At 58.8% G+C, this 25743-nt stretch carries 25 protein-coding genes; 8 read left to right on the forward strand and 17 right to left on the reverse strand.

All coding sequences use genetic code 11. The features are described 5' to 3' along the window. Positions 1 to 103 precede the first annotated feature (103 nt). Positions 104 to 760: a hypothetical protein gene (locus tag Q2T52_RS17685; protein ID WP_302078126.1), complete on the reverse strand. Its 657-nt coding sequence runs from the start codon at positions 758 to 760 to the stop codon at positions 104 to 106. A 209-nt stretch (positions 761 to 969) separates the two neighbouring features. Between Q2T52_RS17685 and lexA the strand changes: the two genes are divergently transcribed. Next, complete coding sequence (gene lexA, locus Q2T52_RS17690; RefSeq protein WP_302078127.1) at positions 970 to 1683, forward strand: transcriptional repressor LexA; 714 nt, start codon at positions 970 to 972, stop codon at positions 1681 to 1683. Here the strand turns inward: lexA and Q2T52_RS17695 are convergent. Further along, the gene (locus Q2T52_RS17695) at positions 1664 to 4168 is read right to left on the reverse strand and encodes a ComEC/Rec2 family competence protein (RefSeq protein WP_302078128.1); all 2505 of its coding nucleotides are present in this window, start codon (positions 4166 to 4168) and stop codon (positions 1664 to 1666) included. The two genes, lexA and Q2T52_RS17695, sit on opposite strands and share 20 nt — an antisense overlap. Positions 4169 to 4477: 309 nt before the next feature. Between Q2T52_RS17695 and gltA the strand changes: the two genes are divergently transcribed. After that, positions 4478 to 5767 carry a citrate synthase gene (gene gltA, locus Q2T52_RS17700; protein ID WP_302078129.1) on the forward strand — a complete coding sequence of 430 codons (1290 nt, stop codon included), beginning with the start codon at positions 4478 to 4480 and terminating at the stop codon, positions 5765 to 5767. A 78-nt stretch (positions 5768 to 5845) separates the two neighbouring features. On the opposite strand, the gene lpxB is transcribed toward gltA, so the two are convergent. From lpxB to rpsB, 13 genes are all read right to left on the reverse strand, one after another. Continuing rightward, positions 5846 to 7042 (reverse strand): lipid-A-disaccharide synthase, encoded by a 1197-nt coding sequence (gene lpxB / locus Q2T52_RS17705; RefSeq protein WP_302078168.1) that lies wholly within the window; start codon positions 7040 to 7042, stop codon positions 5846 to 5848. A 2-nt stretch (positions 7043 to 7044) separates the two neighbouring features. Next, complete coding sequence (locus tag Q2T52_RS17710) at positions 7045 to 7926, reverse strand: LpxI family protein (protein WP_302078130.1); 882 nt, start codon at positions 7924 to 7926, stop codon at positions 7045 to 7047. Positions 7927 to 7930: 4 nt separating this feature from the next. Further along, the gene (gene lpxA, locus Q2T52_RS17715; RefSeq protein WP_302078131.1) at positions 7931 to 8746 is read right to left on the reverse strand and encodes an acyl-ACP--UDP-N-acetylglucosamine O-acyltransferase; all 816 of its coding nucleotides are present in this window, start codon (positions 8744 to 8746) and stop codon (positions 7931 to 7933) included. Further along, complete coding sequence (gene fabZ, locus Q2T52_RS17720) at positions 8743 to 9210, reverse strand: 3-hydroxyacyl-ACP dehydratase FabZ (RefSeq protein ID WP_302078132.1); 468 nt, start codon at positions 9208 to 9210, stop codon at positions 8743 to 8745. Before fabZ ends, lpxA begins: the two co-directional genes overlap by 4 nt. Beyond that, positions 9203 to 10264 (reverse strand): UDP-3-O-(3-hydroxymyristoyl)glucosamine N-acyltransferase, encoded by a 1062-nt coding sequence (lpxD, locus tag Q2T52_RS17725; RefSeq protein WP_302078133.1) that lies wholly within the window; start codon positions 10262 to 10264, stop codon positions 9203 to 9205. The genes fabZ and lpxD overlap by 8 nt, the downstream gene beginning before the upstream one ends. Positions 10265 to 10304: 40 nt before the next feature. Next, positions 10305 to 12632 carry an outer membrane protein assembly factor BamA gene (gene bamA / locus Q2T52_RS17730; RefSeq protein WP_302078134.1) on the reverse strand — a complete coding sequence of 776 codons (2328 nt, stop codon included), beginning with the start codon at positions 12630 to 12632 and terminating at the stop codon, positions 10305 to 10307. Positions 12633 to 12828: 196 nt separating this feature from the next. Continuing rightward, positions 12829 to 13950: an RIP metalloprotease RseP gene (rseP, locus tag Q2T52_RS17735; protein WP_302078135.1), complete on the reverse strand. Its 1122-nt coding sequence runs from the start codon at positions 13948 to 13950 to the stop codon at positions 12829 to 12831. A gap of 67 nt (positions 13951 to 14017) precedes the next feature. After that, positions 14018 to 14851: a phosphatidate cytidylyltransferase gene (locus tag Q2T52_RS17740; protein WP_302078136.1), complete on the reverse strand. Its 834-nt coding sequence runs from the start codon at positions 14849 to 14851 to the stop codon at positions 14018 to 14020. Beyond that, the gene (locus Q2T52_RS17745) at positions 14851 to 15594 is read right to left on the reverse strand and encodes an isoprenyl transferase (protein ID WP_302078137.1); all 744 of its coding nucleotides are present in this window, start codon (positions 15592 to 15594) and stop codon (positions 14851 to 14853) included. The genes Q2T52_RS17740 and Q2T52_RS17745 overlap by 1 nt, the downstream gene beginning before the upstream one ends. Before the next feature lie 44 nt (positions 15595 to 15638). Beyond that, a complete protein-coding gene (frr, locus tag Q2T52_RS17750) occupies positions 15639 to 16199 on the reverse strand; it encodes a ribosome recycling factor (RefSeq protein ID WP_302078138.1) in 561 nt (186 codons plus the stop codon). Between the two features lie 55 nt (positions 16200 to 16254). Further along, on the reverse strand, positions 16255 to 16977 hold the full coding sequence (pyrH, locus tag Q2T52_RS17755; RefSeq protein WP_302078140.1) for a UMP kinase: 723 nt from the start codon (positions 16975 to 16977) through the stop codon (positions 16255 to 16257). 100 nt (positions 16978 to 17077) lie between these two features. After that, positions 17078 to 18004, reverse strand: a complete 927-nt coding sequence (gene tsf / locus Q2T52_RS17760; RefSeq protein WP_302078141.1) for a translation elongation factor Ts — start codon at positions 18002 to 18004, stop codon at positions 17078 to 17080. Between the two features lie 230 nt (positions 18005 to 18234). Beyond that, on the reverse strand, positions 18235 to 19002 hold the full coding sequence (rpsB, locus tag Q2T52_RS17765) for a 30S ribosomal protein S2 (RefSeq protein ID WP_302078143.1): 768 nt from the start codon (positions 19000 to 19002) through the stop codon (positions 18235 to 18237). A gap of 269 nt (positions 19003 to 19271) precedes the next feature. On the opposite strand from rpsB, the gene Q2T52_RS17770 reads away from it, so the two are divergent. After that, positions 19272 to 19604, forward strand: a complete 333-nt coding sequence (locus Q2T52_RS17770; RefSeq protein WP_302078144.1) for an STY0301 family protein — start codon at positions 19272 to 19274, stop codon at positions 19602 to 19604. 18 nt (positions 19605 to 19622) lie between these two features. Here Q2T52_RS17770 and Q2T52_RS17775 read toward each other — a convergent pair whose 3' ends face one another. Continuing rightward, the gene (locus tag Q2T52_RS17775; protein ID WP_302078145.1) at positions 19623 to 20456 is read right to left on the reverse strand and encodes a cell envelope integrity EipB family protein; all 834 of its coding nucleotides are present in this window, start codon (positions 20454 to 20456) and stop codon (positions 19623 to 19625) included. A gap of 154 nt (positions 20457 to 20610) precedes the next feature. Between Q2T52_RS17775 and Q2T52_RS17780 the strand changes: the two genes are divergently transcribed. From Q2T52_RS17780 to Q2T52_RS17795, 4 genes are read left to right on the forward strand one after another with little or no spacing between them, the layout of a single operon-like run. Then, the gene (locus Q2T52_RS17780) at positions 20611 to 21081 is read left to right on the forward strand and encodes a RidA family protein (RefSeq protein ID WP_302078146.1); all 471 of its coding nucleotides are present in this window, start codon (positions 20611 to 20613) and stop codon (positions 21079 to 21081) included. Beyond that, positions 21078 to 21806, forward strand: a complete 729-nt coding sequence (locus Q2T52_RS17785; protein WP_302078147.1) for a glycerophosphodiester phosphodiesterase — start codon at positions 21078 to 21080, stop codon at positions 21804 to 21806. The genes Q2T52_RS17780 and Q2T52_RS17785 overlap by 4 nt, the downstream gene beginning before the upstream one ends. Beyond that, positions 21803 to 22993, forward strand: a complete 1191-nt coding sequence (locus tag Q2T52_RS17790) for a GNAT family N-acetyltransferase (protein ID WP_302078148.1) — start codon at positions 21803 to 21805, stop codon at positions 22991 to 22993. Before Q2T52_RS17785 ends, Q2T52_RS17790 begins: the two co-directional genes overlap by 4 nt. Positions 22994 to 23016: 23 nt before the next feature. Then, complete coding sequence (locus Q2T52_RS17795) at positions 23017 to 23442, forward strand: HIT family protein (RefSeq protein WP_302078149.1); 426 nt, start codon at positions 23017 to 23019, stop codon at positions 23440 to 23442. A gap of 31 nt (positions 23443 to 23473) precedes the next feature. Here Q2T52_RS17795 and Q2T52_RS17800 read toward each other — a convergent pair whose 3' ends face one another. Then, entirely contained in the window at positions 23474 to 24319 is an 846-nt protein-coding gene (locus Q2T52_RS17800; protein WP_302078150.1) for an urea carboxylase-associated family protein, read from the reverse strand. Positions 24320 to 24471: 152 nt separating this feature from the next. Between Q2T52_RS17800 and Q2T52_RS17805 the strand changes: the two genes are divergently transcribed. Then, a complete protein-coding gene (locus Q2T52_RS17805; RefSeq protein ID WP_302078151.1) occupies positions 24472 to 25326 on the forward strand; it encodes a LysR substrate-binding domain-containing protein in 855 nt (284 codons plus the stop codon). The last annotated feature ends 417 nt before the right edge of the window (positions 25327 to 25743 follow it).

Here is a 25743-nt window from a genome sequence, read left to right on the forward strand (position 1 = left end):
CACTCCTCAATCGCTTTCATCAGCGGCAGCGCCGCTGGAACTGTTGCGTCGTCCTTATCAGCACCGGTGTCCTGTGTCACCTGCACCGGTTCCGGCGCTCATGTCACTTCACCTCGACCGGAGCGAAGGCAAAAATCTCACGCGTGTAGGTCTCAACCAACGCGCTGAAGGGCTTTCCGTCTGGTGTCGAGAGGAATGCCTTGTGCTGCAGGACATAATGCGGGATCTCCAGCATCGCACCAGCGCCGCGCTGAACTTGGCTGCCCATCTCCCCGCCGTGCGGAAGCGGCTGCCACAGAAGTTCCGCCGACAGCGTACGGCGCTGGAACTGCAGGGGCTGCACGACACGCCCGAAGGCGGCATCGGATGTGTTGAGCGTATTATTCATCTCATCCGTCAGGTGAGACGGAATATACCAGTTGTCCGCCTCCGACAGCACGCGCTCACCGCATTTCAAGCGAACGCGGCGATAGGCCAACGGCTCCGCCTCACCCACCTTCAGAAGCGCCCGCACTTCAGCCGAGGCTGGCTTATCCTCCCCCTTGACGCGCTCGGCGATAATCTTCGGTTCGCTTGCCAGCCTATGTGCAGCACACCAGCGATCGAGCGTCAGCGTCGCGCTGTCATGGCTCAACAGATCCGCATTCAACGACTGAAGGATCGCCAGCGCCTGGCGTCGCATGACCGGCGTATCCGGCCAGGCAGGAGAACCATCCGCGGATGCAATAGACGACCCCTCAGCAAGCAGCGTAACAGCCATGGCAACCTTTCGGTATTTGTGCAGCGTTCAATTTCCTTGCCGCCGAACGTGCATGTGCCAAAGTCGCTTCTGATTTCAAGCCCTCTGTTGAAGCGGTTTCATGGCGGCGACATGAAGATCATGCAAAAGAATCCGGATGGACTTGCAGAACACACAAGGAACAGATAGTGTTCGTTCTGGATTTGTTTCCGATTCAAGGTTGGGGCCCAATGCTAACACGCAAACAGCATGAACTGCTTTTGTTCATCCATGAGAGGATGAAGGAATCGGGCGTTCCGCCATCCTTCGACGAGATGAAGGACGCCCTGGAACTGGCCTCGAAGTCGGGCATCCACCGCCTGATCACGGCGCTGGAGGAGCGCGGCTTTATTCGCCGCCTTCCCAACCGTGCGCGGGCGCTGGAGGTGATCAAGCTACCGGAAGCCTATAGCGCTCCACAGCCACGCCGCGGCTTCTCCCCGAGCGTCATCGAAGGCAGCCTTGGCAAGGTGCAACCGGTCAAGCCCGCACCGACAACCGTCGTAGATGATGTGGCAGGCTCTGCGTCCGTTCCGGTCATGGGTCGCATCGCAGCAGGTGTTCCGATCTCCGCCATTCAGAACACGACGCATGAAATTGCCGTGCCCATGGACATGATCGGCCCAGGCGAGCATTACGCGCTGGAGGTCAAGGGCGACTCGATGATCGAGGCCGGCATTCTGGATGGCGATACCGTCATTATCCGCAATGGCAGCACGGCCAATCCGGGCGATATCGTCGTCGCGCTTGTCGATGACGAGGAAGCGACGCTGAAGCGGTTCCGCCGCAAGGGCGCATCCATTGCGCTCGAGGCGGCAAACCCCGCCTATGAAACACGCATCTTCCCGCCGGACAGGGTCAAGGTTCAGGGCAAGCTGGTTGGGCTTATCCGCCGCTATCATTGAGCAAGGCCAGAACGGGTTCCGGAATATCCCTGAAGTAGGCATCGGTTCGCCAATCATAGGCGCGGTGCCTGCTCCAGGGTCGGTCATTGTTGAGCATGGCGGCCTTGGCGTGCCATCTCTGTTTCACGGTTGTGTTGTTGAAGCTCAACTCAAGCGCCCCCGTTCGTCGCAGGGTTTCGCCGCTCAACAAAAGTGCGCCGGATCGGCAACTGTGGAAGCCAGCCCTCGGTACAACGACGATGTCGGAGAGATCGCAGGCTGTGCCCGTCATCCGACCGTCCTCCAGCCAGGAAATTCGAACACCTGTGTCGGTTCTGGCGAAGCATCCTACCTTGGTGACGCAGTTAAAGATGCCAGGGTTGGCTGCATCAGATGCGGTGATGAAGGCGGCAACCGCCTGCTTCAGGTCGACGCCTTGCTTCTTCGTCTTGGGCTGATCGGAGGGCTCCTCGGGTTCACTGGATTGATCCCTTTTCTGTCGTTTGGTGGCAGCTGTCTTTGTCTCGACTTTTGCCACTTCGGGAGGCGCGTGCGGCGGCAGGATAAGCGCATGACGCCATTGCTCAAAGATGAAGTTGGCGGGCTTGGTGCGGTTGGTGGCGACCGCTTGCGTACCGACCAATCCGACGAGGCTCCCGTCATCGGAAACCAGCAGGTCAGGCATGGGTTGTCGTGAAAACTGCCAGGAAAGACCGATGGCTCCGACGATCAGCGGCAGGCCAGCGAGGCGAAGTGGCGTCCTGAGCAGGACCAGCAGCAGAAAGCCGGCGGTCCCGAGCCCCAGGAACCACGGATGCTGACGCCCGACGGCGACGTCACCGCCCCAGGATGCCACCATGTCAGCGATGTCGATGACGAATTCCAGTCCCCATCCCATCACCTTCAGGAAGGGGGCATCCAGCCCAAGTGGCATCAGCAGCATGCCGATAACGGCTGCGGGCGTCACGATGAAGGTGATGGGGGGCATGGCCAGAACGTTGGCCACCAGTCCATAGGTTGTCATGCGATGGAAGTGGTCGATTGAAAATATCGCTGTCGAAAAGCCGCCGATCAGCGACGTCGTGAGATCGCTCACCGCCAGAACCCAGATCAGCCGCAGGGGCGCGAAGGCCATCGACCTCGCCGGCCTTGGGCCGCTCCACCCACTGCGACGGCCGCGCCAGTCACTCCAGGCGGCGTAGCCCGCCACCAGAGCCACCGTCGCGGCAAAGGACATTTGAAAGCTTGGTCCAATGACGGTCGCGGGATCGGTGATCAGGATTACGAGAGCCGACAGCGCCACATTGCGCAAACTGATCAGCGGCTTGTCGAAGAGCACGGCACCCAGCATGATTGCCATCATGATATAGGCCCGCTCGGCAGAGACACCGAACCCGGAGATGGCGTAATAGGCCGTCACCATCATGAGCGCGCCGGCCGCGGCAATCTTCTTCACGGGATATCTTTGCGCAAAGCCCGGAAAGAGTGCCAGGCCGGTTCTGACGCCGACAAAGAAGATGCCGGCAGCCAGCGCCATGTTCATACCTGAAATGGCGACGATATGCGCCAGCCCCGCCACGCGCAGGTTTTCGACGGTCTCCGGAGAGATCGCACGCCGCTCATCCGTCACCAATGCCGCCGCGAAAGCGCCTGCATCACCCGGGACGACGGCCCGAATGCGGTCGCCAACCGCGGCACGGACACTGAACAGCCACTCGACGAAATCCAGACCTTGTCCCTTGTCCGCCGTGCGGGTCACCTGCGGCCTGCCATAGGCATAGCCGACCGCACCGCTTCCATCGAAGAAGGATGAAAAGGCAAAATCGTTCAACCCCGGCAGTGCCGGGCCGGATGGCGGAGAGAGGCGTGCAAGCATCGTGATTTCGGTGCCGGAGGGATAGGCCGGCTGCTTCGAACGCACGATCAAGGTGACGCGACTCGGCGGCCGGCGGAGCTCCGGCTGAGCCGTCTTCGTCACGCGCAGGAGATAGCGCCACCGCCCCTCTCCGTCAGCATCGCGCCGCTCCACGACACCTGTCACTCTGGTTGTGATGGCCTGATCAAGAATTTGTGTATCCGCGCGATAGGTATCAAAGGAGGCTAGCGCCATGCCGAGATCGATCTGCACGGCGATCAGGAGAACGGTGCCGATGAGATATCTCCTCGATCGAAACGCGAGCCAGCAGAGCGCGGATCCGGGTGCCCATGCCCAATTCAACCATGAGAAAGGATCGTTGGGGAGAACGAACCAGAGCGCGGCGCCAAACCCCATGAAAACCGGGAGCAACAGAAAAGCTCGACCATAGTCGAGTTCCTCCGCCACCCAGTTGGCGCAGCAACGAACCAGCCGCTGAAGCCGATCGTGGAGCATTGCCCAAACATGGATGGTTCTATGCTGCTTTGGACGGGACGGGCCATTGTTCGGAGGACGCGACAGCGGGGTCGATTGGCCGAATCGCGACGGGCCTTCGACATCCCGTTCGAGTTCCGGCGCTGTCTCACGCACCCTTCAGTCCCCCTGCGTTGCGTTAACCGCCCCTTTTAACAGAAATACAACCTGCACCTGATTAGCTCGGGTGGTCAATGGTGCCGCCGCGCGGCACCTGGAACGAAACCAAGACTGGTTCAGTTTGGATCACCAACCTTAAAGTCGCAGGTTATGCTGTCTCGAAGAATCGATGGTGCCTACATTATTTTCGCGCTGCACAATTACCCGCCACAAGTGCTTGGCAGCTGCCACCAGATCATATAGCTAATTTCACACGCATCATTCCCCGGCGCTTGCGGGCGCCATTCCGCCTATCGGAGGATCAGTATGACGGACACCACCGCACATCTCGGACTTGGAGAAAAGAAGGTCGACCTTCCGGTCAAGAAGGGTACCATTGGACCCGACGTGATCGATATCGGCGCGCTCTATAAGAACACCGGTGCCTTCACCTACGATCCGGGCTTTACCTCGACCGCATCCTGCGAATCGAAGATCACCTTCATCGATGGCGACGAAGGCGTCCTGCTTCATCGCGGCTATCCCATCGAGCAGCTGGCCGAACACGGCGACTTCCTCGAAACCTGCTATCTGCTGCTCTACGGCGAACTGCCGACCGCTGCCCAGAAGAAGGACTTTGACTATCGCGTCACGCACCACACCATGGTGCATGAGCAGATGAGCCGCTTCTTCACCGGCTTCCGCCGCGACGCGCACCCGATGGCTGTCATGGTGGGTACCGTTGGCGCCCTCTCCGCCTTCTATCACGACTCGACCGACATCACGGATCCGCATCAGCGCATGGTCGCTTCGCTGCGCATGATCGCGAAGATGCCGACCATCGCCGCCATGGCGTATAAGTACCACATCGGCCAGCCTTTCGTGTATCCGCAGAACAATCTGGATTACGCGTCCAACTTCCTGCGCATGTGCTTTGCCGTGCCCTGCGAAGAATACAAGGTGAACCCGGTTCTGGCGCGCGCCATGGACCGCATCTTCATTCTGCACGCAGACCATGAGCAGAACGCATCTACCTCGACCGTGCGACTGGCTGGTTCTTCGGGTGCCAACCCGTTTGCGTGCATCGCAGCCGGCATTGCCTGCCTTTGGGGGCCTGCCCATGGTGGTGCAAACGAAGCAGCTCTCAACATGCTGCAGGAGATCGGCACTGTTGACCGCATTCCGGAATACATCGCCCGCGCCAAGGACAAGAACGATCCGTTCCGTCTGATGGGCTTCGGTCACCGCGTCTACAAGAACTACGACCCGCGTGCGAAGATCATGCAGAAGACCACGCATGAGGTTCTGGGCGAACTCGGTCACAAGGACGACCCGCTCCTGCAGGTCGCCATGGAGCTGGAAAAGATCGCCCTGACCGACGACTACTTCATCGAGAAGAAGCTCTACCCGAATATCGACTTCTACTCGGGCATCACGCTGAAGGCGATGGGCTTCCCGACGACCATGTTCACCGTTCTCTTCGCGCTGGCCCGCACCGTTGGCTGGATCGCCCAGTGGGCGGAAATGATCGAAGATCCGCAGCAGCGCATCGGTCGTCCGCGCCAGCTCTACACCGGCGAAGCAAAGCGCGATTACGTTCCGGTCTCCAAGCGCTAAGCGCGGACCAATACGACCTAAAGCGACCCGCGGTGTTTTACCCCGCGGGTTTTTCTTTGCCGGAAACTCTGTGAGAAATCAGATGGGGGAAGACATCTCCCCGGAGATGATGCCCCGGCGGATCAAAAGATCCAGCACAAGGCCAGCCGCTGCCTCGCCCGGAGGCACCGCCGTCGCCAACCGCTGCCAAACGAGATCAAAGCCTTCGAGCATGGCGCGTCGTTGCGGACTGTCTTCCGACAGGCATTCGGCCCACCGGCAGAGATAGCCCGGTCGGGCGAGTTCGTTGATATGCTCGGGCACGACGGGCTTGTCAGCGATCAGGTTTGGCAGCGAGGCGGACCAGACTTTGATGTGCCGGGTCAGGAAACTCATCAGCCAATCTGTCTTATAGATCGACACGGTGGGCACCCCACACAACGCAAGTTCAAGCGTGACAGTGCCGGAGGCTGCGATGGCCATGTCCGCGTCAGCGACGGCGGCCCACTTCTCCGCGGTAGCGGCCGTAATGCGTGGCTGAATGGACCATTCTGCCACCAGTTCTTTCACCAGCTTTTCCTGCCGGGGCACGGTGGGCAGCAGAAACTCCGTAGTACCATTTCGCTCAGTAAAAAGAAGCGTCGTTTGCTCGAGCACCGGCATCAGCGCCTTGATTTCCGTGGAGCGCGAACCCGGCAAAAGCAGGATCGTCTTCTGCGCATCTGGCGCCTTTAAGGGCCGCTCCGTACGCCGTTGGCGCACGGAAAGAACATCGTCATCCGCGGTCAAACGATGGCCGACGAAATCCGTCCGCGGCCCACCCAGTCTTCGCATCGCGTCTGGTTCGAAGGGCAGCAGTGCCAATACCTGATCGACGAAGCCCAGCATCTGCGTCGCGCGATATTCCTTCCAGGCCCAAACGCTCGGGCAGACGTAATCCACCACCGGCAGATCAGGTAGGGCCTGGCGCACCCGCTTTGCAACGCGATGGGTGAAATCGGGACTGTCGATGATGAGAAGCAGATCGGGTTTTGCATCAATGATTGCCGCAACCGTCTGGCGGATGCGGGCAAACAACTGTGGAAGTCGCTTGAGGATCTGCGTGAGCCCCATGATCGAGAGTTCGCTGAAATCGAAAAGTGACATCAAACCCTGCGCCTGCAGAGCGTCACCGCCCACGCCGATCAACTCGATGGGGCCGGGATAAGAAGCGCGCAGTGCTGCAATCAAATTGCCACCCAGAAGGTCGCCGGACACTTCGCCCGCTACGACGGCAATTTTCAGGGACCGGGCCACCATCACAATCCCTTTCTCGGGAGGCCGAGATCGATCCCACAGACAAAGATGCCGTTTTGGTTGGCAAGGTCCAGCAACGTCTTACGCTCCAGCACAAGTGCCCTGCCCGCTTCGACGGCGATACCGGCCAGCCCCGCATCCAGCGCTGCTTGCACAGTCGACGGACCGATCGTGGGAAGATCGACGCGCATGTCCTGTTGCGGCTTGCACATCTTGACGAGGACGCCCCTGCGGTTCTTGGAAATGCGTCCAATCTGCCGAAGCTCCCCAACTCGCTCCAGCACGGCATCCGTGCCTTCCGCGCCTTCCAGCGCAACGACACGGCCACCGACGCTGACCGCGCCTTGGCCTATATCAAGCTTTCCCAAGATGTGTGCTGCCTCTGCGGCGGCATCGATATCACGCAGGTCCGCGGCCGTTGGCGTGACCGTGCCAAGGCTTCCGACATCGGCCAGAAGATCCGGCAGAATTTCATGCACGCCGACAACGCGACAGCCCATGCCCTGAAACAGGCCGATCACCATCTGCAGAACAGCATCGTCGCCTCCAGCAAAAAGCTTGCGAACGATGGAAGGCACATCGCCTATTATACGCCATGTCGGACGAATATCCGTCAAACCGGGCCGCCGACGAACGGCGCCGGACAGGACGACACGCTTGACGCCCTTGGCGCGGATCAACTTCTGAATGCCGGCAAAATCGGCGATGCCAGCCACTTGGTGATCAAATCCGGAAAAGTCGCGATCCGCTTCATCGCGCAGCACGATAACTACCGGCTCGTCACCGACCGATCGCGCAGCTTCAGCGACCTTCAAGGGGAGATAACCACCGCCAGCGATGATCGCGAGGCGGCCTGTCCGGTCAGGACCCGAACGCGCCGCCAAGGCGTCAAGCCTTGCCGCGGAAGGGAGAGGAGATTGCTCTATCACTCTCCGCCCCGATGAAATCGATGATCTCAAGCGCTTCCGGGCAATCGAGGAATTCATCGCGAACGGCTGCTGCCTTTTCGCGGATGGAACCATCGCCATCAAAAATCTGCTTGTAGGCGCGGCGCACCTGATGAATGACCGAACGTTCAATTCCCGCGCGCGTCATACCAACCACGTTGAGACCGCCAAGCACACCCGGGTTGCCGTTCAGCATACCGTACGGGATGACGTCGTAATGGACCGCTGTCAGCCCGCCAATGAAAGCTTGGCGCCCGATGCGGGTAAACTGATGCACGGCGCAGCCGCCGCTGAGGATCGCGCGATCCGCAACATGCACATGCCCTGCCAGCATGACGCTATTGGATAGAATGATGTCATTGCCCAGACGGCAATCATGCGCGACGTGCGAGTTGGCGAGAAACAGACACCTATCGCCAACGCTCGTAATTCCACCGCCGCCCACCGTGCCGGTGTTCATCGTCACGCCTTCGCGAATGACGCAATTTTCACCGATCACGAGTTTCGAATCTTCGCCAGCCTCATGAAGGCTCTGGGAAACACCACCGATCACCGCCATGGGGTGAATCTTGCAACCGTTGCCGACTTCCGTCAAACCCGTGATGACGGCGTTCGAAACCACCTCGACATCACTGCCCAGTACAACACGCGGCCCAATCCGGCAAAACGGACCGACAACAGTGTTTTCCCCAATGACCGCGCCATCTTCAACAAAGGCTAGCGGGTGGATGCGCGCGCTGGCGGCAATCGAACTCATGCCTGATCCTTCGCACGGATCATGGCGCCAACATCAGCCTCGGCAACCAACACGCCATCGACCTTGCCTTCGCAATGAAACTTCCAGATGTTGCCGCGCTGTTTCTGCTTGACCACATGCAGTTCAAGACGATCACCAGGCACCACCGGGCGGCGGAAGCGCGCATTGTCGATCGTCATGAAGTAGACGAGATTGCCGCTTTCACCCTGCTTGCGCGCACAGATAGCGCCCGCGGTTTGCGCCATGGCTTCAATAATCAGCACGCCCGGCATGATCGGGCTTTCCGGAAAATGACCGGTGAAATGCGGCTCGTTCACGGTCACGTTCTTGATGCCGATGGCGCTTTCGTCACCATTGATCTCGATGATGCGATCAACGAGCAGAAATGGGTAGCGGTGCGGCAAGAGTTTCAGGATCTGCTGGATATCGACGGCATCCAGGACAGTCTTTTCCGGCTCACTCATTTCCATCACCCTTTTTCTTACGCCTTTCGTCCGCTCTCGCCATGATATCAGCGAAATCGCGTAGCAGTGCCGGCAGTGGCCTTGCGGGAATACCCCCCACACGAGAACCGGGCGGGATCGAACTCACAACGCCGCTCATGCCCGCAATCGTCACACCATCACCAATGACGATATGACCATTGATCCCGGTTGCACCACCGATCTGGACACCGTCACCAATCTTGGTGGACCCGGCTATACCAACTCCGCTGGCAATAGCGCAATGGCGACCGATACGCACGTTGTGGGCAATCTGGACCTGATTATCAATTTTGGAGCCTTCGCCCACCACGGTATCATCCATGGCACCACGGTCGATCGTGGTGTTTGCACCAATTTCAACGTGATCCTGGAGAATCACACGCCCAACCTGCACCAGCTTCAGCATTCCGGCCGGACCGGGCGCATAGCCGAAACCATCCTGGCCGATGCGTGCACCGTTATGGATGATCACGCTGTTGCCAATCAAAGCCGCCAAGACCGACGCACCGCCGGCAATTGAGCAGTTTCGCCCGATCCGTACATCTGCACCGATGATGGCCCCGGGACCGATATAGCTACCAGAACCGATTTCCGCACCAGCGCCAATAACGGCCATTGGCTCGACCGTCACATCCGCTTCCAGCTTTGCAGAAGGATCGACATAGGCGGCAGACGAAATACCCGACGTTGCCGTGACCTGTAGCGGCCGCATCGCTTTTGGATGCAGCAAGGCGCCCGCACGCGCAAACGCTCCCGCGGGAGACTTCGCGATAAGAACAGGGATATGGTCGGGAACGACCGAGCGAACCGATGGCTCACAGATCAGCGCAGACGCAGCGCAGTGCTCGAGGTCAGCCTTGTGCTTGCGCGACAGCAGATAACAAATCTGACCTTCGCCCGCGCGCGCAACGGGCGATATAGAATGGATGACGCGATCACCGTTCGCGTCATCCTCCAAAGTCGCACCGATCTCGTGGGCCAGGTCACGGAGACTTACCCCCTGATGCGGGGGGAAGAAGTTGATCACATCCATAAGCACTGGCTCGAGAAAGGTGTAAGGGTCGGTTCAGACGTTAGAACTGGTTCGCCATGCTGAAGCGGAACCGCTGTTCCCTGTCGTAGCTTTCCTTCGCAACCGGCACGGCGTAGTCGAAGCGCAAAGCACCGAATGGCGACGCCCAAGTGATGCCAGCACCAACGGATGCACGCAACGAGCTGTCCGTGCCAAGTGCACCAGCGCTGTTCGGAACGTCGTTGCCATAGAGCGAACCAGCGTCGGCGAACACCGCACCGCGCAGGCCGGCGTCTTCCGGCAGGCCCGGCATCGGGAAGTTCACTTCAGCAGACGCCGTGAAATAGGTCGTACCACCCAGCGTATCGCCATTCGGCATACGCGGACCGATACCATCGCTCTCAAAACCGCGGATCTGACGGCCACCCAGCGTGAACTGGTCGAAGACATTCAGGTGGTCACCCGTTGCAACTACGTGACCGGCGCTGACCGCGATCGAGCCAACCAGATCCATCTCATCCGACAGAAGGTGGAAGTAACGCGCACGACCGTAGATCTTGTAGAATTCGGAGTCGCCGCCGAGACCCGCGAATTCGTGCGTCAAGCTTGCATAGATACCCTCACGCGGCAGCGTGCTGCTATCCAGCGTGTTGTAGGTCAGAGTCTGCGAGATCGACGACTGAACATAGGTGCCGCCGTTGATGAGGTCGAGATAAGGCTGAGACAGATTGCCCTGCCAGCTGTCGCGACCGCTGTAGTTGAATTCCTTGTAGTTATACCGGAACGTCGTCGCCAGATCTTCCGTGATCGGAGCGGTTACGCGCAGCGTGAAGCCCTGTTCCGTGTACTTGTAGTAGTCGTGCGATGCAGTCTGGCTCTTGAACACGTCGAAGCCAGCCGCAAGGCGATAGCCGAGGAAGTAGGGCTCCGTGAAGTTCAAGGAGTAGGTACGTGCGTTATCGAGACCACCACCGGCCGCCACGCGGATATACTGACCGCGACCGAGGAAGTTCTTTTCTTCAACCGAAGCTTCGAGCACGACGCCGTTGTCCGCTGCATAGCCGACACCGATACCGAACGAACCGGTCGACTGATCCTCGACATCGACCACAATCACAACGCGGTCAGGCGAAGAGCCCTGCTGCGTGCTGATGTTGACCTTCGAGAAATAGCCGAGCGCTTCAAGACGACGCTTGGCACGCGTGATCATCTGCTGATTGAAGGCATCGCCTTCGCTCAGATCAAACTCGCGACGAATGACGTAGTCACGCGTACGGGTGTTGCCACGAATTTCGATACGTTCAACGTAAGCGCGCTCGCCCTGATCGACGAGATAGGTCACACCGACCGTACTGGTCTGGAAGTTACGATCGCCACGCGGCGTTACGCGTGCGAAGGGATAACCAGCCTCGGCCACCTTCTTCGAGATAGCCTCGATCGACTTCTGAATCTGCTTCGAATTGTAGGTGTCGCCCGAGCGGGTCTGAACCAGACCCTTCAGATCATCCGCGCTGATGCCCTGCACAGTCGATTCGACATTGACGTCGCCGAAGCGGTAGCGAGGACCTTCCTCAACCGTAAAGGTCAGCGTGTACTCGTTCTTGCTTTCGTTCAGAACAGCATTGGACGAGACCACGCGGAAGTCCGGATAGCCATGGCTGTAGTAGAACTGGCGCAGCGCATCCTCATCGGCGCGCAGCTTGTCTTCGCTGTAAACATCCTTGCGGGTCAGGAAGGACAGCGGGCCCGATTCCTTCGTGATGAGAACATCATGAAGTCGGCTCGCGCTGTAAGCCTGATTGCCCACAAAATTGATATCGGCAATCTTGGTGCGGTCACCTTCGTTGATAACGAAGGCCAGATTGATGCGACCCTGACCGACAGATGCAGTCTGCGTCGTGATCTGCACATCGCTGCGACCGATCGCCTTGTAGGCCTCTTTCAGGCGTTCGATGTCAGCCTTGACGATCGCTTCGCTGTAGGGACCAAGTGGCTGCGTCTGAACAACAGTCTGTAGCTTGTCGTCCTTGATCTTCCGGTTGCCATTGAAGACGACCTGATTGACCAGCATCGCCTCACTGACCGTCACGACCAGGGTGCTGCCGGAGACGTTGATCTTCACATCGGAGAAGTACCCGGTGCCATAAAGCTTCTTGACCGAGTCATCGATGTCCGAATTCGAGAATGCGACACCGGGACGGATTGTGAGATTTGAGCGAACCGCTTCCTGGCCGGCACGCTGTGCGCCACGCACTTCAACGCGCTGGATGACAGCGGCCTGTGCGGCCATTGGGGAGGCAAGAACAACGACGCTTGCACCCGAAGCAACCACACCAGCAGACAGCGCGAACGCCGACACTGCGTTCAAAAACTTTGAACCAGCTTTCATTTTCAATTCTTACCTTTTCCCGTTGTCCCTCGGCGGGGCGGAACCCGACTCCGGCCACGTGTGTCGTTTTACCTGCTTTTGCCCTACAAGCAAGGCATCCCGTTAATTTCTATTTACTTCCTTATGAGGCGTGACCCAATCGCCACGGCGATCTCTCAACAGGGTAAACAGTTGGTTTACGTACCAATTCAGTACATTAACCAATGAGGTTGGTAATGTCGTTCCATGTGGCGAAGACCATCAGGCTGAGCACCATGGCCAATCCGATGCGGAATGCAACATCTTGCGCACCGGCACCCAATGGTTTTCCACGAATGGCTTCGATTGCATAGAAAACAAGATGCCCACCGTCGAGCACGGGTACCGGCATCAGGTTCAACAGACCGATCGAGACGGACAGCACCGCCGCGAGCTGAATAACAGCGGCAATGCCAAGGGTTGCCATCTGGCCGGATGCCTGGGCGACGCGTACCGGGCCGCCCAATTGATCAGCCTTCATGCGGCCCGTGACCAGGTTGCCGATGTAGCGGAACGTACCGCTGACAATATGGCCGGTCTCGGTCACGCCCTCGGCAACAGCCTGTACAGGCGAAAATTTCTCAACGCGGAACTTGCCCTTTTCCTCGTTGGTCACGATGCCAATCAAGCCCATTTCGACCTTGTTGCCGAACTGGTCGGTGATTTCAGTGCGCTTCGGCACCATCGAAAGGTCGAGCTTGTGACCTTCACGCTCGATGGTCACCACAATCGGCGTTTCCGGACGAATGCTTACATAGCGTCGCACATCATCGAAGGTGCGAATGGTAGAGCCATCCAGCGCAATGAGCCGGTCGCCTGGCTGGACACCGGCTGCAGCCGCCGCACTCTCGGGACGTACTTCTGCGACCACGGGATCAGCAACCACACGGCCGTAGACTGAGAAGAGAACCGCAAAGATGACGATCGCCAGAAGGAAGTTTGCGATAGGCCCGGCAGCGACGGTTGCGGCCCGCTTCCACAGCTTGGCACCAGCCAGAGTCTGGGCCCTCTCCTCCGGCGTCAGAAATTTGAGGCCGGCGGCATCGGGGCGGCTCGAAGCATCCTCATCTCCGAAGAAACGCACATAGCCACCAAGCGGAATCAGCGACAATTTCCAGCGCGTGCCATGTCCATCAGTAAAACCGGCGATCTCCGGGCCAAAGCCGATGGAGAAGGCCGTAACACGGATGCCACTCCAGCGCCCGACAAGATAGTGCCCCATCTCATGCACGAAAACGAGCAGTGACAGCACGAGAATAAAGGGAATGAGATAACCTGTGATTACACCCAAGATCGCCATCAATGCTTCCGTTCCGCTGCTCTACAGCCTATTCCCGCCCACGACCCGGACGCAGTCAAGGCTCCCGTTACAGCCCAAATACATAGGCAGCGACTGATGTACCGCCACCTGTTGACCATGCTGCATGAAGAATTGCCAGAAGAAAAGCGGCAAAGCAGGCAAAAACGAGGCCATCGACTCTGTCCATCACGCCGCCATGGCCAGGAATCAGATGGCTGGAATCTTTGACCCCGAAGCGTCGCTTGATGAAAGATTCAAAAAGATCACCCGCCTGACTTGCAACCGACAAGACAAAAGCCAACACCACCGTTCTGATCGACAGTCCGGGAAAATGGGCCAGCGATACAGCACAGCCGGCGATCACACCGGACATCGTACCACCGATCGCGCCAGACCAGGTCTTGCCGGGAGAGATGCGTGGTGCAAGCTTCGGTCCGCCAATCCGGCGCCCGACGAAATAGGCGAGGATGTCGGTGGCCCAGACGATCGCGAAGACATAGAGCATGGCCACCAAGCCGGGTTGATCACCATCGCGGATGGCTGCAAGGGAGATGCCGCTCAAGCCGGAATAGAGGATACCGGAAGGTAGCCAGCCCGTGCCTTTTCGAACCCAGGTGATGAGCAGCGCCGTGAGCGTGAAGCCGCCCACCAGAGGCACACCCAGACCCTGATCGCCCGCGACGAGATTGAGGGCGACCGCTGCTGAAGCGAGCCACCCAAACGCAAAGCCGCGATAATCCTTCTCCGCGAGCCGGGTCATATTCGACCACTCGTAGTATATCAGCACGCAGATCAAACCAGCCAGCGCACGGAAGGCGATGCCCCCTAACCAGGTTGCCCCAAGGGTGACAATGGCAAGGATGATTCCAGAAATGATGCGAAGTCGAAGTTCCGTCGACATCAGCCGGCCACCGCGGCGGGCGGGCTGGACAGGCCGCCGAAACGGCGGTCACGTGCAGCATAGGTTTTCAAGGCTGAGACCAGCATCTGCCGATCGAAGTCGGGCCAATAATCCGGAATGAAAACGAACTCGGCATAAGCCGCCTGCCACAAAAGGAAATTCGAGAGACGCTCTTCGCCGCTGGTGCGGATGATCAGATCAGGGTCCGGGATATCCGCCGTATCCAGATGGGCGGATATGAGATCCATGGTGATCTCGTCTGGTCCCAGAAGACCTGCCTGAACCTTGCGTGCGAGGCTTGCCATCGCCCGTGTGATTTCGTCCCGCGATCCATAATTGAAGGCGATGACGAGTGTCAGCGCAGTATTGTTGCGCGTCGTCTCCTCCGCCTCCAAAAGCAGCGGCAGGATGTCGCCGCGCAGATGTTCGCGGTCACCAATGACGCGAATGCGCACGTTTTCGCGGTGAAGTTCCGCAAGGTCGCGGCGGATGAAACGCCGCAACAAGCCCATCAGATCGGACACTTCCGCCTCAGGACGCGTCCAGTTCTCCGATGAAAATGCGAACAGAGTTAGGTAGCGAATGCCGAGATCACCGGCGGCGCGCACAGTGTGGCGCACCGCTTCAACGCCCTTGGTATGGCCCATGGTGCGCGGCAGACCACGTTCATTCGCCCAACGCCCATTGCCATCCATGATGATGGCAACATGCTGCGGGATGACAGGGAGTTCTTCGGCTACCATGGACGATCCGATCGCTGATCCAGAAAAGGGTGGCAAGCCTTCCCTTAGACCTGCATGATTTCCTTTTCCTTCTCGGCAAGCAAGCGATCGACTTCGGAAATCGTATCATCAGTCATCTTTTGAACTTTTTCCGACTGAGCCCGGCTGTCGTCCTGACCGAGTGTTCCGTCCTTTTCCGCCTTTTTCAGGGCATCCATGCCATCACGGCGAACGTGACGGGCCGCAACCTTGGCCTTTTCGGCATAGTCATGTGCGACCTTCACCAGCGACTTGCGGCGCTCCTCGTTCAGTTCCGGCAGCGGTATACGCAGGTTCTGACCGTCCATGATCGGGTTAAGACCAAGATTCGATTCGCGAATACCGCGGTCCACTGCTCCAACCATCTGCTTGTCCCAGACAGAGACCGACAGCATGCGCGGCTCCGGCACAGAGATGTTGGCAACCTGGTTCAGCGGCACGCGCGAACCATAAGCTTCGACCGTGATAGGATCGAGAATGTTGGCAGAAGCCCGGCCGGTGCGCAGCGACGCGATGTCGCTTTTGAAAGCCGTGATGGCGCCATCCATACGGCGCTTGATGTCGTTGAGATCGACGGGTCCACTCATGAATATACTCCCTATATCTCCGCGCTTGATTGGGCCGCCGACGGCCCTCGTCGCGTCAGTTGTCGGTCACGATGGTCTTGCGGCCACCGCCAGTCAAGATTGCGCCGAAACCACCCTTTTCGTGGATGGAGAAAACGATGATCGGGATGGCATTTTCGCGGGCGAGAGCGACCGCTGCAACGTCCATCACGGCCAAACCCTTTTCAAGCACCTCGCTATGCGTCAGCGTCTCGAACCTGGTCGCATTCGGGTCCTTCTTGGGATCGGCGGAATAGATGCCGTCGACCTGGGTTCCCTTGAAGATGGCTTCAGCGCCGATTTCGGCGGCACGCAGTGCGCCCGCTGAGTCGGTCGTGAAGAACGGATTGCCGGTACCGCCTGCAAAGATCACCACGCGGCCCTGAGCCATGTGATGCAGAGTGCGCCGCTGGGAGAAGCTTTCGCAGATTTCCGGCATGGCGATGGCCGAAAGAACAACAACCTCGATATCGAGCTTGCGCAGCGAGGTCGCGAGCGCAAGCGCGTTGATGACGGTTGCCAGCATGCCCATGTGGTCGCCGGTCACCCGGTCGCCACCCTTGGAGGCCACGGCCACGCCGCGGAAAATGTTGCCGCCGCCAACGACGAGGCCAACTTCCACCCCCATGCGGACGGCTTGCGCTATATCATCCGCTATGCGGTCTGCTACGGCCACATCAATGCCGAAGCCTTGGCTCCCCATCAGGGCCTCACCGGAGACCTTGAGAAGCACGCGTTTGTAAATGGGCTGGGAAGACATGGAAACTCCTTCGAGGATCGCACCGTGTGCCCGATACACGAAGGGCACCGCATTGTCACGCGATGCCCTTCAAATTCAAAAGTTTTACGGGGATGACCGATTAGTGCTTTACAGCAGCGGCAACTTCAGCCGCGAAATCGGTTTCTTCCTTTTCAACGCCTTCGCCGAGCAGCAGGCGAGCCATGCCAACCACTTCGATCGAAGCGCCGGCTTCCTTCTCGGCAGCCTTCACAGCTTCACCAACCGTCTGGTCAGGGTTGATGACGAAAGCCTGCGAAAGAAGGGCAACTTCTTCGAAGAACTTGCGCATACGGCCATCAACCATCTTTTCGATGATGGCATCCGGCTTGCCGGAAGCGCGGGACTGCTCGATGAATACGTTGCGCTCGCGTTCTGCAACAGCAGCGTCAACTTCTTCAGCGCGAATGGCGAGCGGATTGGTCGCAGCAATGTGCATGGCAACCTGACGACCGATCGAAGTCAGAACAGCCTTGTCGCCTTCCGACTTCAGGGCAACCAGAACGCCGAGCTTACCAATGCCGTCGCCGGCAGCGTTGTGGATGTAGGTCGCAACAACACCGTGTGGGACTTCCAGCAGAGCGGCGCGACGCAGCGTCATGTTTTCGCCGATCGTTGCGATCGCATCCTTGACGGAATCGGCAACGGACTTGCCGGTTGCCGGGTAGTTGGCGGCAGCAATCGCATCGACAGTGCCGTCGGTGCCGAGAGCAACATTCGCAATGCCGCGAACGAGATCCTGGAACGCATCGTTACGGGCAACGAAGTCGGTCTCGGAGTTCAACTCGATCACGACAGCCTTGTGGCCGGCGCCGGCGATACCGATCAGACCTTCAGCGGCGGTACGGCCAGACTTCTTGTCAGCCTTGGCGATACCCTTTGCGCGCAGCCAGTCGATGGCTGCTTCGATGTCACCATTGGTCTCGGTGAGAGCCTTCTTGCAATCCATCATGCCTGCGCCAGACTTTTCGCGCAGTTCCTTAACCAGTGCTGCAGTGATTTCGCTCATGTTTGCCTCTATTCGATGGGATGCGCCTGCCAAGATTCGCAAGGCTTGCGACCGTTTGGGGCACGAATGTACCCGGAAGTATGACAGCGTGATGAACAGGCGTCGGGGAAACTTCACGCGACTGTGGCGGAAGACAAATTCCACCGGCGCCGGACGCCTTTAATATGGAGGCCGCCCGAGGCGGCCTCACAAAGATCAGTCTAGGTGGCCGATTCCACCTCAGTCACCAATCAGGCGCCAGCTTCTTCTTCAAGAGCCGGCTCGATCGGGCCTTCAGCGGAAGCGCCGAGGTCACGACCGGAAGCGCCCTGCTGGCGAGCAATGCCGTCGATGGCAGCGCGCGCGATCAGGTCGCAGTACAGAGCGATGGCGCGCGAAGCGTCGTCGTTGCCGGGGATCGGGAAGTCGATCAGGTCCGGATCGCAGTTCGAGTCGATGATGGCAACGACCGGGATACCCAGGCGCTTGGCTTCGTCGATCGCGATCTTTTCCTTGTTGGTGTCGATGATGAACATCAGGTCAGGGGTGCCGCCCATGTCGCGGATACCGCCGAGAGCCTTGTCAAGCTTCTCGCGCTCACGCTCCAGGTTCAGACGCTCCTTCTTGGTGAAGCCCTGGGCCTCGGAAGCCAGGATTTCATCGAGCTTGCGCAGACGCTGGATCGAGTTCGAAATGGTCTTCCAGTTCGTCATCATACCGCCAAGCCAGCGGGAGTTGACGTAGTACTGGGCCGAACGCTTGGCGGAGTCAGCGATCAGCTCGGAAGCCTGACGCTTGGTGCCAACGAACAGAACGCGGCCGCCACGAGCAACCGTGTCGGACACGACCTGCAGGGCGCGCGACAGCATCGGAACGGTCTGAGCCAGGTCGATGATGTGGATGTTGTTACGATCGCCGAAGATGTACGGCTTCATCTTCGGGTTCCAGCGGTGCGTCTGGTGACCGAAGTGAACGCCAGCTTCCAGAAGCTGACGCATGCTGAAATCAGGCAATGCCATGCCTTTTTCTCCTTGTTTCCGGTTTAACCCCCGCGAAGCGAACAGTTACCTGATCAGGCAACCACCGGCGGAACGGGCCGGATTTCTCCCGGTCAATCCCAAGCTTCGCGTGTGGAATGGGCTGCGCATAACCGCATCGTCCAAGAAAAGCAACCCCCGCGGCAGGGCATGCTGTCATAAATCCGAGCTTTCTATCCCTTTCCGAGCCCTGAGTTTACTTTTGGCCTTTGTCGGGCAAAGTTTGCATGGACTTTAACAGGGAGAATGAGATGCGCTTAGCAATCATAATTACCATTCTTCTTGCGGCAACGAATGCAGCTGTCGCCGCACCCTCGGGCTGTCCTCCCCAGCCAGGTAATCCACTCACGCAGGTCAGCGTCTATGACGGACCTTTCGAGGACAATGTGGTGCTTGTCCCTGACAGCAACAAGAAGAACAGCGCTATCTGGTATGTGTCCGGCATTTATGACGAAAAACGGATCGTCAACGTTGAATGCCAATATAAGAACGGCAAGGTCGAAAAGCTGTCGCTGCCGAATCGCGTCAAGACCTGCGAGTTCGTGAGCGGCAACAAGGACGGCGCGCGCTTCACCTGCACGTGAAGCGCTGCCGCCTAGCACTTAGCGGCAGGTCTCCTGCCCCTTGTCGAGAAGCTCCAGCTTGGTCAGCGTACCCGACAGCACGAAATCGCCATAGTCCATGGTGAGATCGCGGGTAATGCCATTGTCGTAAAGCTTGAACGACATGCGGTAGACCGGCAGTTCGTCGGTCTTTCCGTCATCGTTGTAGTAGGCCATCGTCACCGGCCAATAGGGCTTCTTGGCAAACTCGCCCGCCTGCCCCGCATCGGCATCGTCAGGCTTCGGCTGCTGCTGCGCGCCAATGATGGTGCTTGTCAGAAGGCTCTGATCGCCGTCTTCCGACCCGTCGAAAATGCGCTGCTCGAAAAAGCGGTTGCCCTTCCTCGCATTGTCGATGACCTCAAGCATATGTTGCGTCGGGAACTTGGAGGGCGTCAGTTGCACTTCACGCGTGTCAGGCTTTGCCAGCGCCACCTTCAGGGCATTGGCATCCTCCTTGGCAGAACCCGCCACCTGCTTGTCCAATTGTTCGTCGGTAAACGACTTCGTCTCGAAACGGAATTCACCCGCATTGGCATTTTCGAAAGTTGTCGTCTGCTGGTCGGTGAGCCGCATCTGCTCACCCATATCGACGCGCGTCACAAAGCGGAAATTTGTCGTGAAGCCGGCGCAGGCCGAGCCGGAAAACTCATAGACCATACGGCCGGTCATGCCTTCGATACCGGCGCGATCGGAAGCATTCTTCAGCTTCAGTTCGTAGACGGCCCGATGTGGAATCAACACCTTGGCGGCTTCAATCGCCGGGCTTGAGCTCCAGGCGGGGCTCACGACGGAACCGGCAATAAGGGCGGCTCCGAGCAGGGGTCGCAACATCCACAATCTCCTATGGGACTCAACCGGCATTGTTGTAAGAACGCCATCGAGCGATGCTTAGAGTGATGATCCAATCATGCCATTGCAGGCATGATCACCCTAGCGTCATGAATGACGGAATTTAGACCAATTGACAATCAAACCGGAGAACGAAATGTCACAATCGATCGACGCACGGCTGAATGAGCTGGGGATTGAGCTACCGGTGGCTGCGGCCCCGGCCGCCAATTATGTGCCCTACACGATCAGCGGCAACACGCTCTACATCTCCGGTCAGCTGCCGATGGAAGCCGGAAAGGTGGCCGTCACCGGCCTCGTCGGCAAGGATGTGGATGTTGCTTCCGCACAGCGTGCGGCTGAACTCTGCGCGATCAATATTCTGGCGCAAGCCAAGGCTGCCCTTGGCGGAGATCTCGGCAAGATCCGACGCGTGCTCAAGCTGAACGGCTTTATCGCCTCCGCGCCCGGCTTTGTCGAACAGCATGTCGTGATGAACGGCGCCTCGAACCTCGTCGCCAATGTCCTTGGCGAGGCTGGAAAGCATGCGCGCGCCGCCGTCGGCATGGCCGCCCTGCCTTTCAACGCAGCCGTCGAGGTCGACGCCATCATGGAAATCGAAGCATGACCGTCGACGCATCCTGGATCAAAGACATTCCCGTCGCGCATCGGGGCTATCACGACCTGAACCAGAAGGTTTGGGAAAACACGCTGAGTGCCTTTTCCCGCGCGGTCGAAGCAGGCTTCGCCATCGAATGCGACTTGCAGCTTTCCTCCGACAGCGTGCCCATGGTCTTCCATGACGACACGCTGGATCGCCTTTGCAATATCCCCGGCAATGTCCGCGAGCGTACCGCCGGTGAACTCGGCCTGCTCACGATCGGCGGCACGGCTGACCGCATTCCGCGCTTCAAGCAGTTGCTGGATCTCGTCAAGGGTAAGGTGCCGCTGGTCATCGAACTCAAGGGCCAGAGCGCAGAGGAAGACGACGGCTTTGCCGAAACCGTTCTCGAGATCCTGGAAGGCTATACCGGTAAAGTCGCGCTGATGAGCTTCGATCACCACCTGTTGAAGGATCTGAAGCGGGCGGGATCGCCCTACCCGGTCGGCCTGACGGCCATGGGTGACACGCCGGAAGAATTCTTCAAGCATGATGAGGCCATGCAGCTTGGTCTCAACTTCATTTCCTACCATTGGGCGCATCTGCCGAACAGCTTCATCGAGGCGCAGAAGAGCCGTGGGATTCCTGTCATTACCTGGACGGTGAGGGATGAAAAGGCGCGCGCACATACCTATACTCATGCAGACCAGATGACCTTCGAAGGCTTCGATCCTCGCGAAAGTGCCGCATGACAGACAGTCTTACCATCCGCGCCGAAAAGTCCTTCTCTTCCATTGATCCGGCTCAATGGGCGAAATTGACGGGTGCGGCGCGCGATGGTGCGACAGCCTACAATCCCTTCCTGTCCCATGCCTTCCTGTCGGCACTGGAGGATTCGGGTTCCGCCACGGCAAAGACCGGATGGCATGGCCATCACCTGCTGCTGGAAGACGAAAAGGGTCAATTGCTGGGCGCCATTCCAGCCTATCTGAAAAGCCATAGCCAGGGCGAATATGTGTTCGACCATGGCTGGGCGGATGCGCTGGAGCGGGCGGGTGGACGCTATTATCCAAAGCTCCAGTGCTCTGTTCCATTCACGCCGGCGACCGGCCCCCGCCTTCTTGCGAACGCGGATTTCGATATGGACGGAACCCGGCTTGCGCTCGCCGAGGGGTTAGCTCAGGTCACCGAGCAGCTGGGTATATCTTCCGCGCACGTGACCTTCCTGCCCGAGGAAGAACTGCCTGCCTTCGAGGAAGCCGGTTTCCTGCATCGTACCGACCAGCAGTTCCATTTCATCAATGAGGGCTATGCGAACCACGAGGAATTCCTGGCGCAGCTCTCCTCCTCCAAGCGCAAGAACCTGCGCAAGGAGCGTCGCGCTGCGGTAGAGAATGACATCAGCATCGACTGGCTGACCGGCAAGGATTTGACTGAAGATATCTGGGACCAGTTCTTCACCTTCTACATGGATACCGGCAGCCGCAAATGGGGCCGCCCTTACCTCACCCGCTCATTCTATTCGCTGATCGGCGAGCGAATGGCGGACGATATCCTGCTGGTCATGGCCAAGCGGAACGGGCGTTATGTCGCGGGCGCCATCAATTTCATCGGTTCAGACGTGCTCTTCGGTCGCCATTGGGGGTGCATCGAGGATCATCCCTTCCTTCATTTCGAGGTCTGCTACCACCAGGCGATCGATTTCGCGCTTGCCCACAGGCTGAAGCGGGTTGAGGCCGGCGCGCAGGGAGAACACAAGCTGGCACGCGGCTATATGCCCGTCACCACCCATTCCGCGCATTACATCCCCCATCCCGGCCTGAGACGCGCTGTTGCCGATTATGTCGCCCGCGAGCGGCGTGAGGTTGAGCATATGGGGGAATACTTGTCCGAGCACAGCCCCTTCCGTAAGGGAGAGCGGCAACAGGACCATGATTGAGGGCTTTTTAGTCGAGGAGCGCCATGACCAACCAGACCTATGACGACAACAACATCTTCGCGAAAATCCTGCGGGGAGAGATCCCTTCCCACAAGGTCTACGAGGATGAAGACACGCTGGCCTTCATGGATGTGATGCCGCAGGCTCCCGGCCATCTGCTGGTTATCCCCAAACAGGGTTCGCGCAACCTGCTCGATGCCGATCCCGCAGTGCTGGCGAAGCTGCTACCGGTCGTGCAGAAGCTGGCGGTCGCAGCAAAGGAAGCCTTCGAAGCCGACGGAATATACATCGCGCAGTTCAACGAACCAGCCGCTGGCCAGACCGTCTTTCACCTGCACTTCCACATCGTGCCGCGCCGTGAGGGTGAACCACTCAAGCCGCATTCAGGCCAGATGGCTGATCATGCAGTGCTGGCCGCGCATGCCGAGAAGATAAAGTCCTATCTGTGATGGCTTGGGGGCTTTCGCCCCCCATTCCTCTTTAGGCCGGGAGATAGGCATTCCGCTCCGGGAATGGCCAATCCCTCAAGACCTCCAGATCCGGTCGGAAAATTTCGACCTTGAGGGCATGGCAGACCGCAACATCGCTGGAATGGGATGCACTGCAATCACCCCCGGGGCATGCGGACAGGCCTCCGAGAAGATCGATCTCCGCGAACATTTCCAGATAGTCCCCGGGCCGGACGGGGCTCGCCTTCATGAAATACTGATGCGTGTCGCGTGTGAAGCCGGTACACATGAAGACGTTCAGCACGTCATGCACATGCGGCTCCGCATCGCGAAAACTCAGGCCTCGCTCTTTCGTCAGCGCATTGCAGAGATTGGAATGGCAGCAGTGGTGATAATCCCCCCCGCTCAAGAGCTTGTTGGTGTAGGGATCGCATCGCGTGCCGATCACATCGTGAACTCCGCCGCCATCCGCATCAAAGCCATACCAGGCAAGCGTGTCTTCCGTAATGGTCGCCATGGGCCGCAGCGATGGGAGATTGCTCCACAGGCGATGGCCAACCGAGACATGCGTCGCATGCAGAGCGCGCGTCTTGCCGCTGAAGAAGCGTTCGGTGAGGTCGTGCGCGTTCCAGAGATTGAGGTCGCCGACCTGCGGCCCCTCAATGCTGACGATACGAAAGAAATGCCCCTTGGGAACGGAGAAGCAGCGGCCATCCCGAGGTGGGACAATAATTTCGTCCACCTTTTGCATGCCCTCTTTCGCCTTGGCCAAGACGGAAAGGTCGGGTGTGGGCAAGGTGCCGTTCGGGTAAACCAGAACAGGCTTCACGGCGCGCCGGTTTTCGGCATCGGCTGGAGGGTTCGGAAGTGCTTTCATCTCATGCTCCGGCGATCATTCGGGACCATAGTCTGAGCAATTTTCGGCTGCGAACAAGAATGGAATTTCTTGCACTATGGCTAAGCTGGGCTTAGCCATAGCGTGATGAAGCTCCCGCCCCTTGCCTCTGTGCGTTTGAATCCGCAGCCCGTTTGGAAAGTTTTGCCCGTGCAGCCAATGAGCTCGGAACCACTGCCGCTGCCGTCAGCCAGCAAATCCGGACGTTGGAAGAATGGCTTGGTCAGCGACTCTTTGAGCGCAAGCCACGCGGTGTGATACTTACGGCAACAGGCAAGACCTTTGGCGCGGAAGTATCGTCTGCGCTCGAAAAGATCGCGATCGCCGCAGAGAGCATCCGGAAAAGAGCGCCGGACAAACAGGTCTCCATTTCCTCGCTTCCGTCCGTGGTGAACCACTGGCTGGGAGAACGTCTTCCGGATTTCCAAAGACGCCATCCTGATATTCAGGTCTCGATCACCTACTCCGCAGGCGCTACGACCGCGGAAGAGGCTGGCACCGACCTTTTGCTTTGCCACGGTCCTCAGCCGTCGCTTTCGGCTCGGCTGATGCTCAGCGGCGCAACACGCCCCGCGGCCTCGCCCGCTTACATCAGCGAGCATGGCCCATTCGCAGAGCCACGTGATCTGCTTTCCGCGCAGCTTTTGCATGACCAGTCGCAGCAAAGCTGGATACGCTGGTTCCGCGCGGCAGGCGTTGAAGCGGCACCCCAGAAGGGTCCGATCTTCGCGGATTTCAATCTGCTTCGCAGCTCGCTGCTGGCTGGACTGGGAATCGGCCTTTGCCCCATCGCATTGATTTCCAAAGATGTCGAAGAGGGTAGGCTGATACTGCTGTTCGAACAGGCCAGCGATCAGGCGCAGGGCTATTGGCTGCTCCAACGGAAACAACCGAGCCCAGAAGCTGGCCTCATGAGAGATTGGCTGCTGGAGCAAGCCCTAGAGCATTTCCGGCAAACTCGGGATCATTCTGACGGAGCGATTTTGTGACGAGATCAAGCCGAGACACGAAGGGCATATCCCCTGATACGGTCGAGTGGCTCGGCGCAGATATCGGTGCAAAAGCGCCCGTCCCACCGATCGCCCGCCTCGCTTTTGCGAGGCGGCAAGGCGATCGGCAGATATATCCGTTTGCGCGTTTGCCAAAGGCAAACGGCGCGGCGGGGTTTCCGATTGGCGGACGCCCGATGGCGAACCGGTCTCGCCCGATGCATGAGCATCGAACTTCATCCGTTTCACCACCGGATCGTACGCGCCAATCGTGAAACAGAACTGACCCGGAGTTTGCCGGAAATGCTTGTCTTATGATTTCCATGCTTCTTGGTGAGATAAGAAGCGCCGGAGAGGACGGCCATCCTCTTCCGGCGGTGGGGAACGGATCGTGAAACGCGAGGCCGCCATTCTTGC

It is taken from the genome of Rhizobium oryzicola, assembly GCF_030504645.1.
In the GTDB taxonomy this organism is placed as follows: Bacteria; Pseudomonadota; Alphaproteobacteria; order Rhizobiales; family Rhizobiaceae; genus Neorhizobium; species Neorhizobium oryzicola.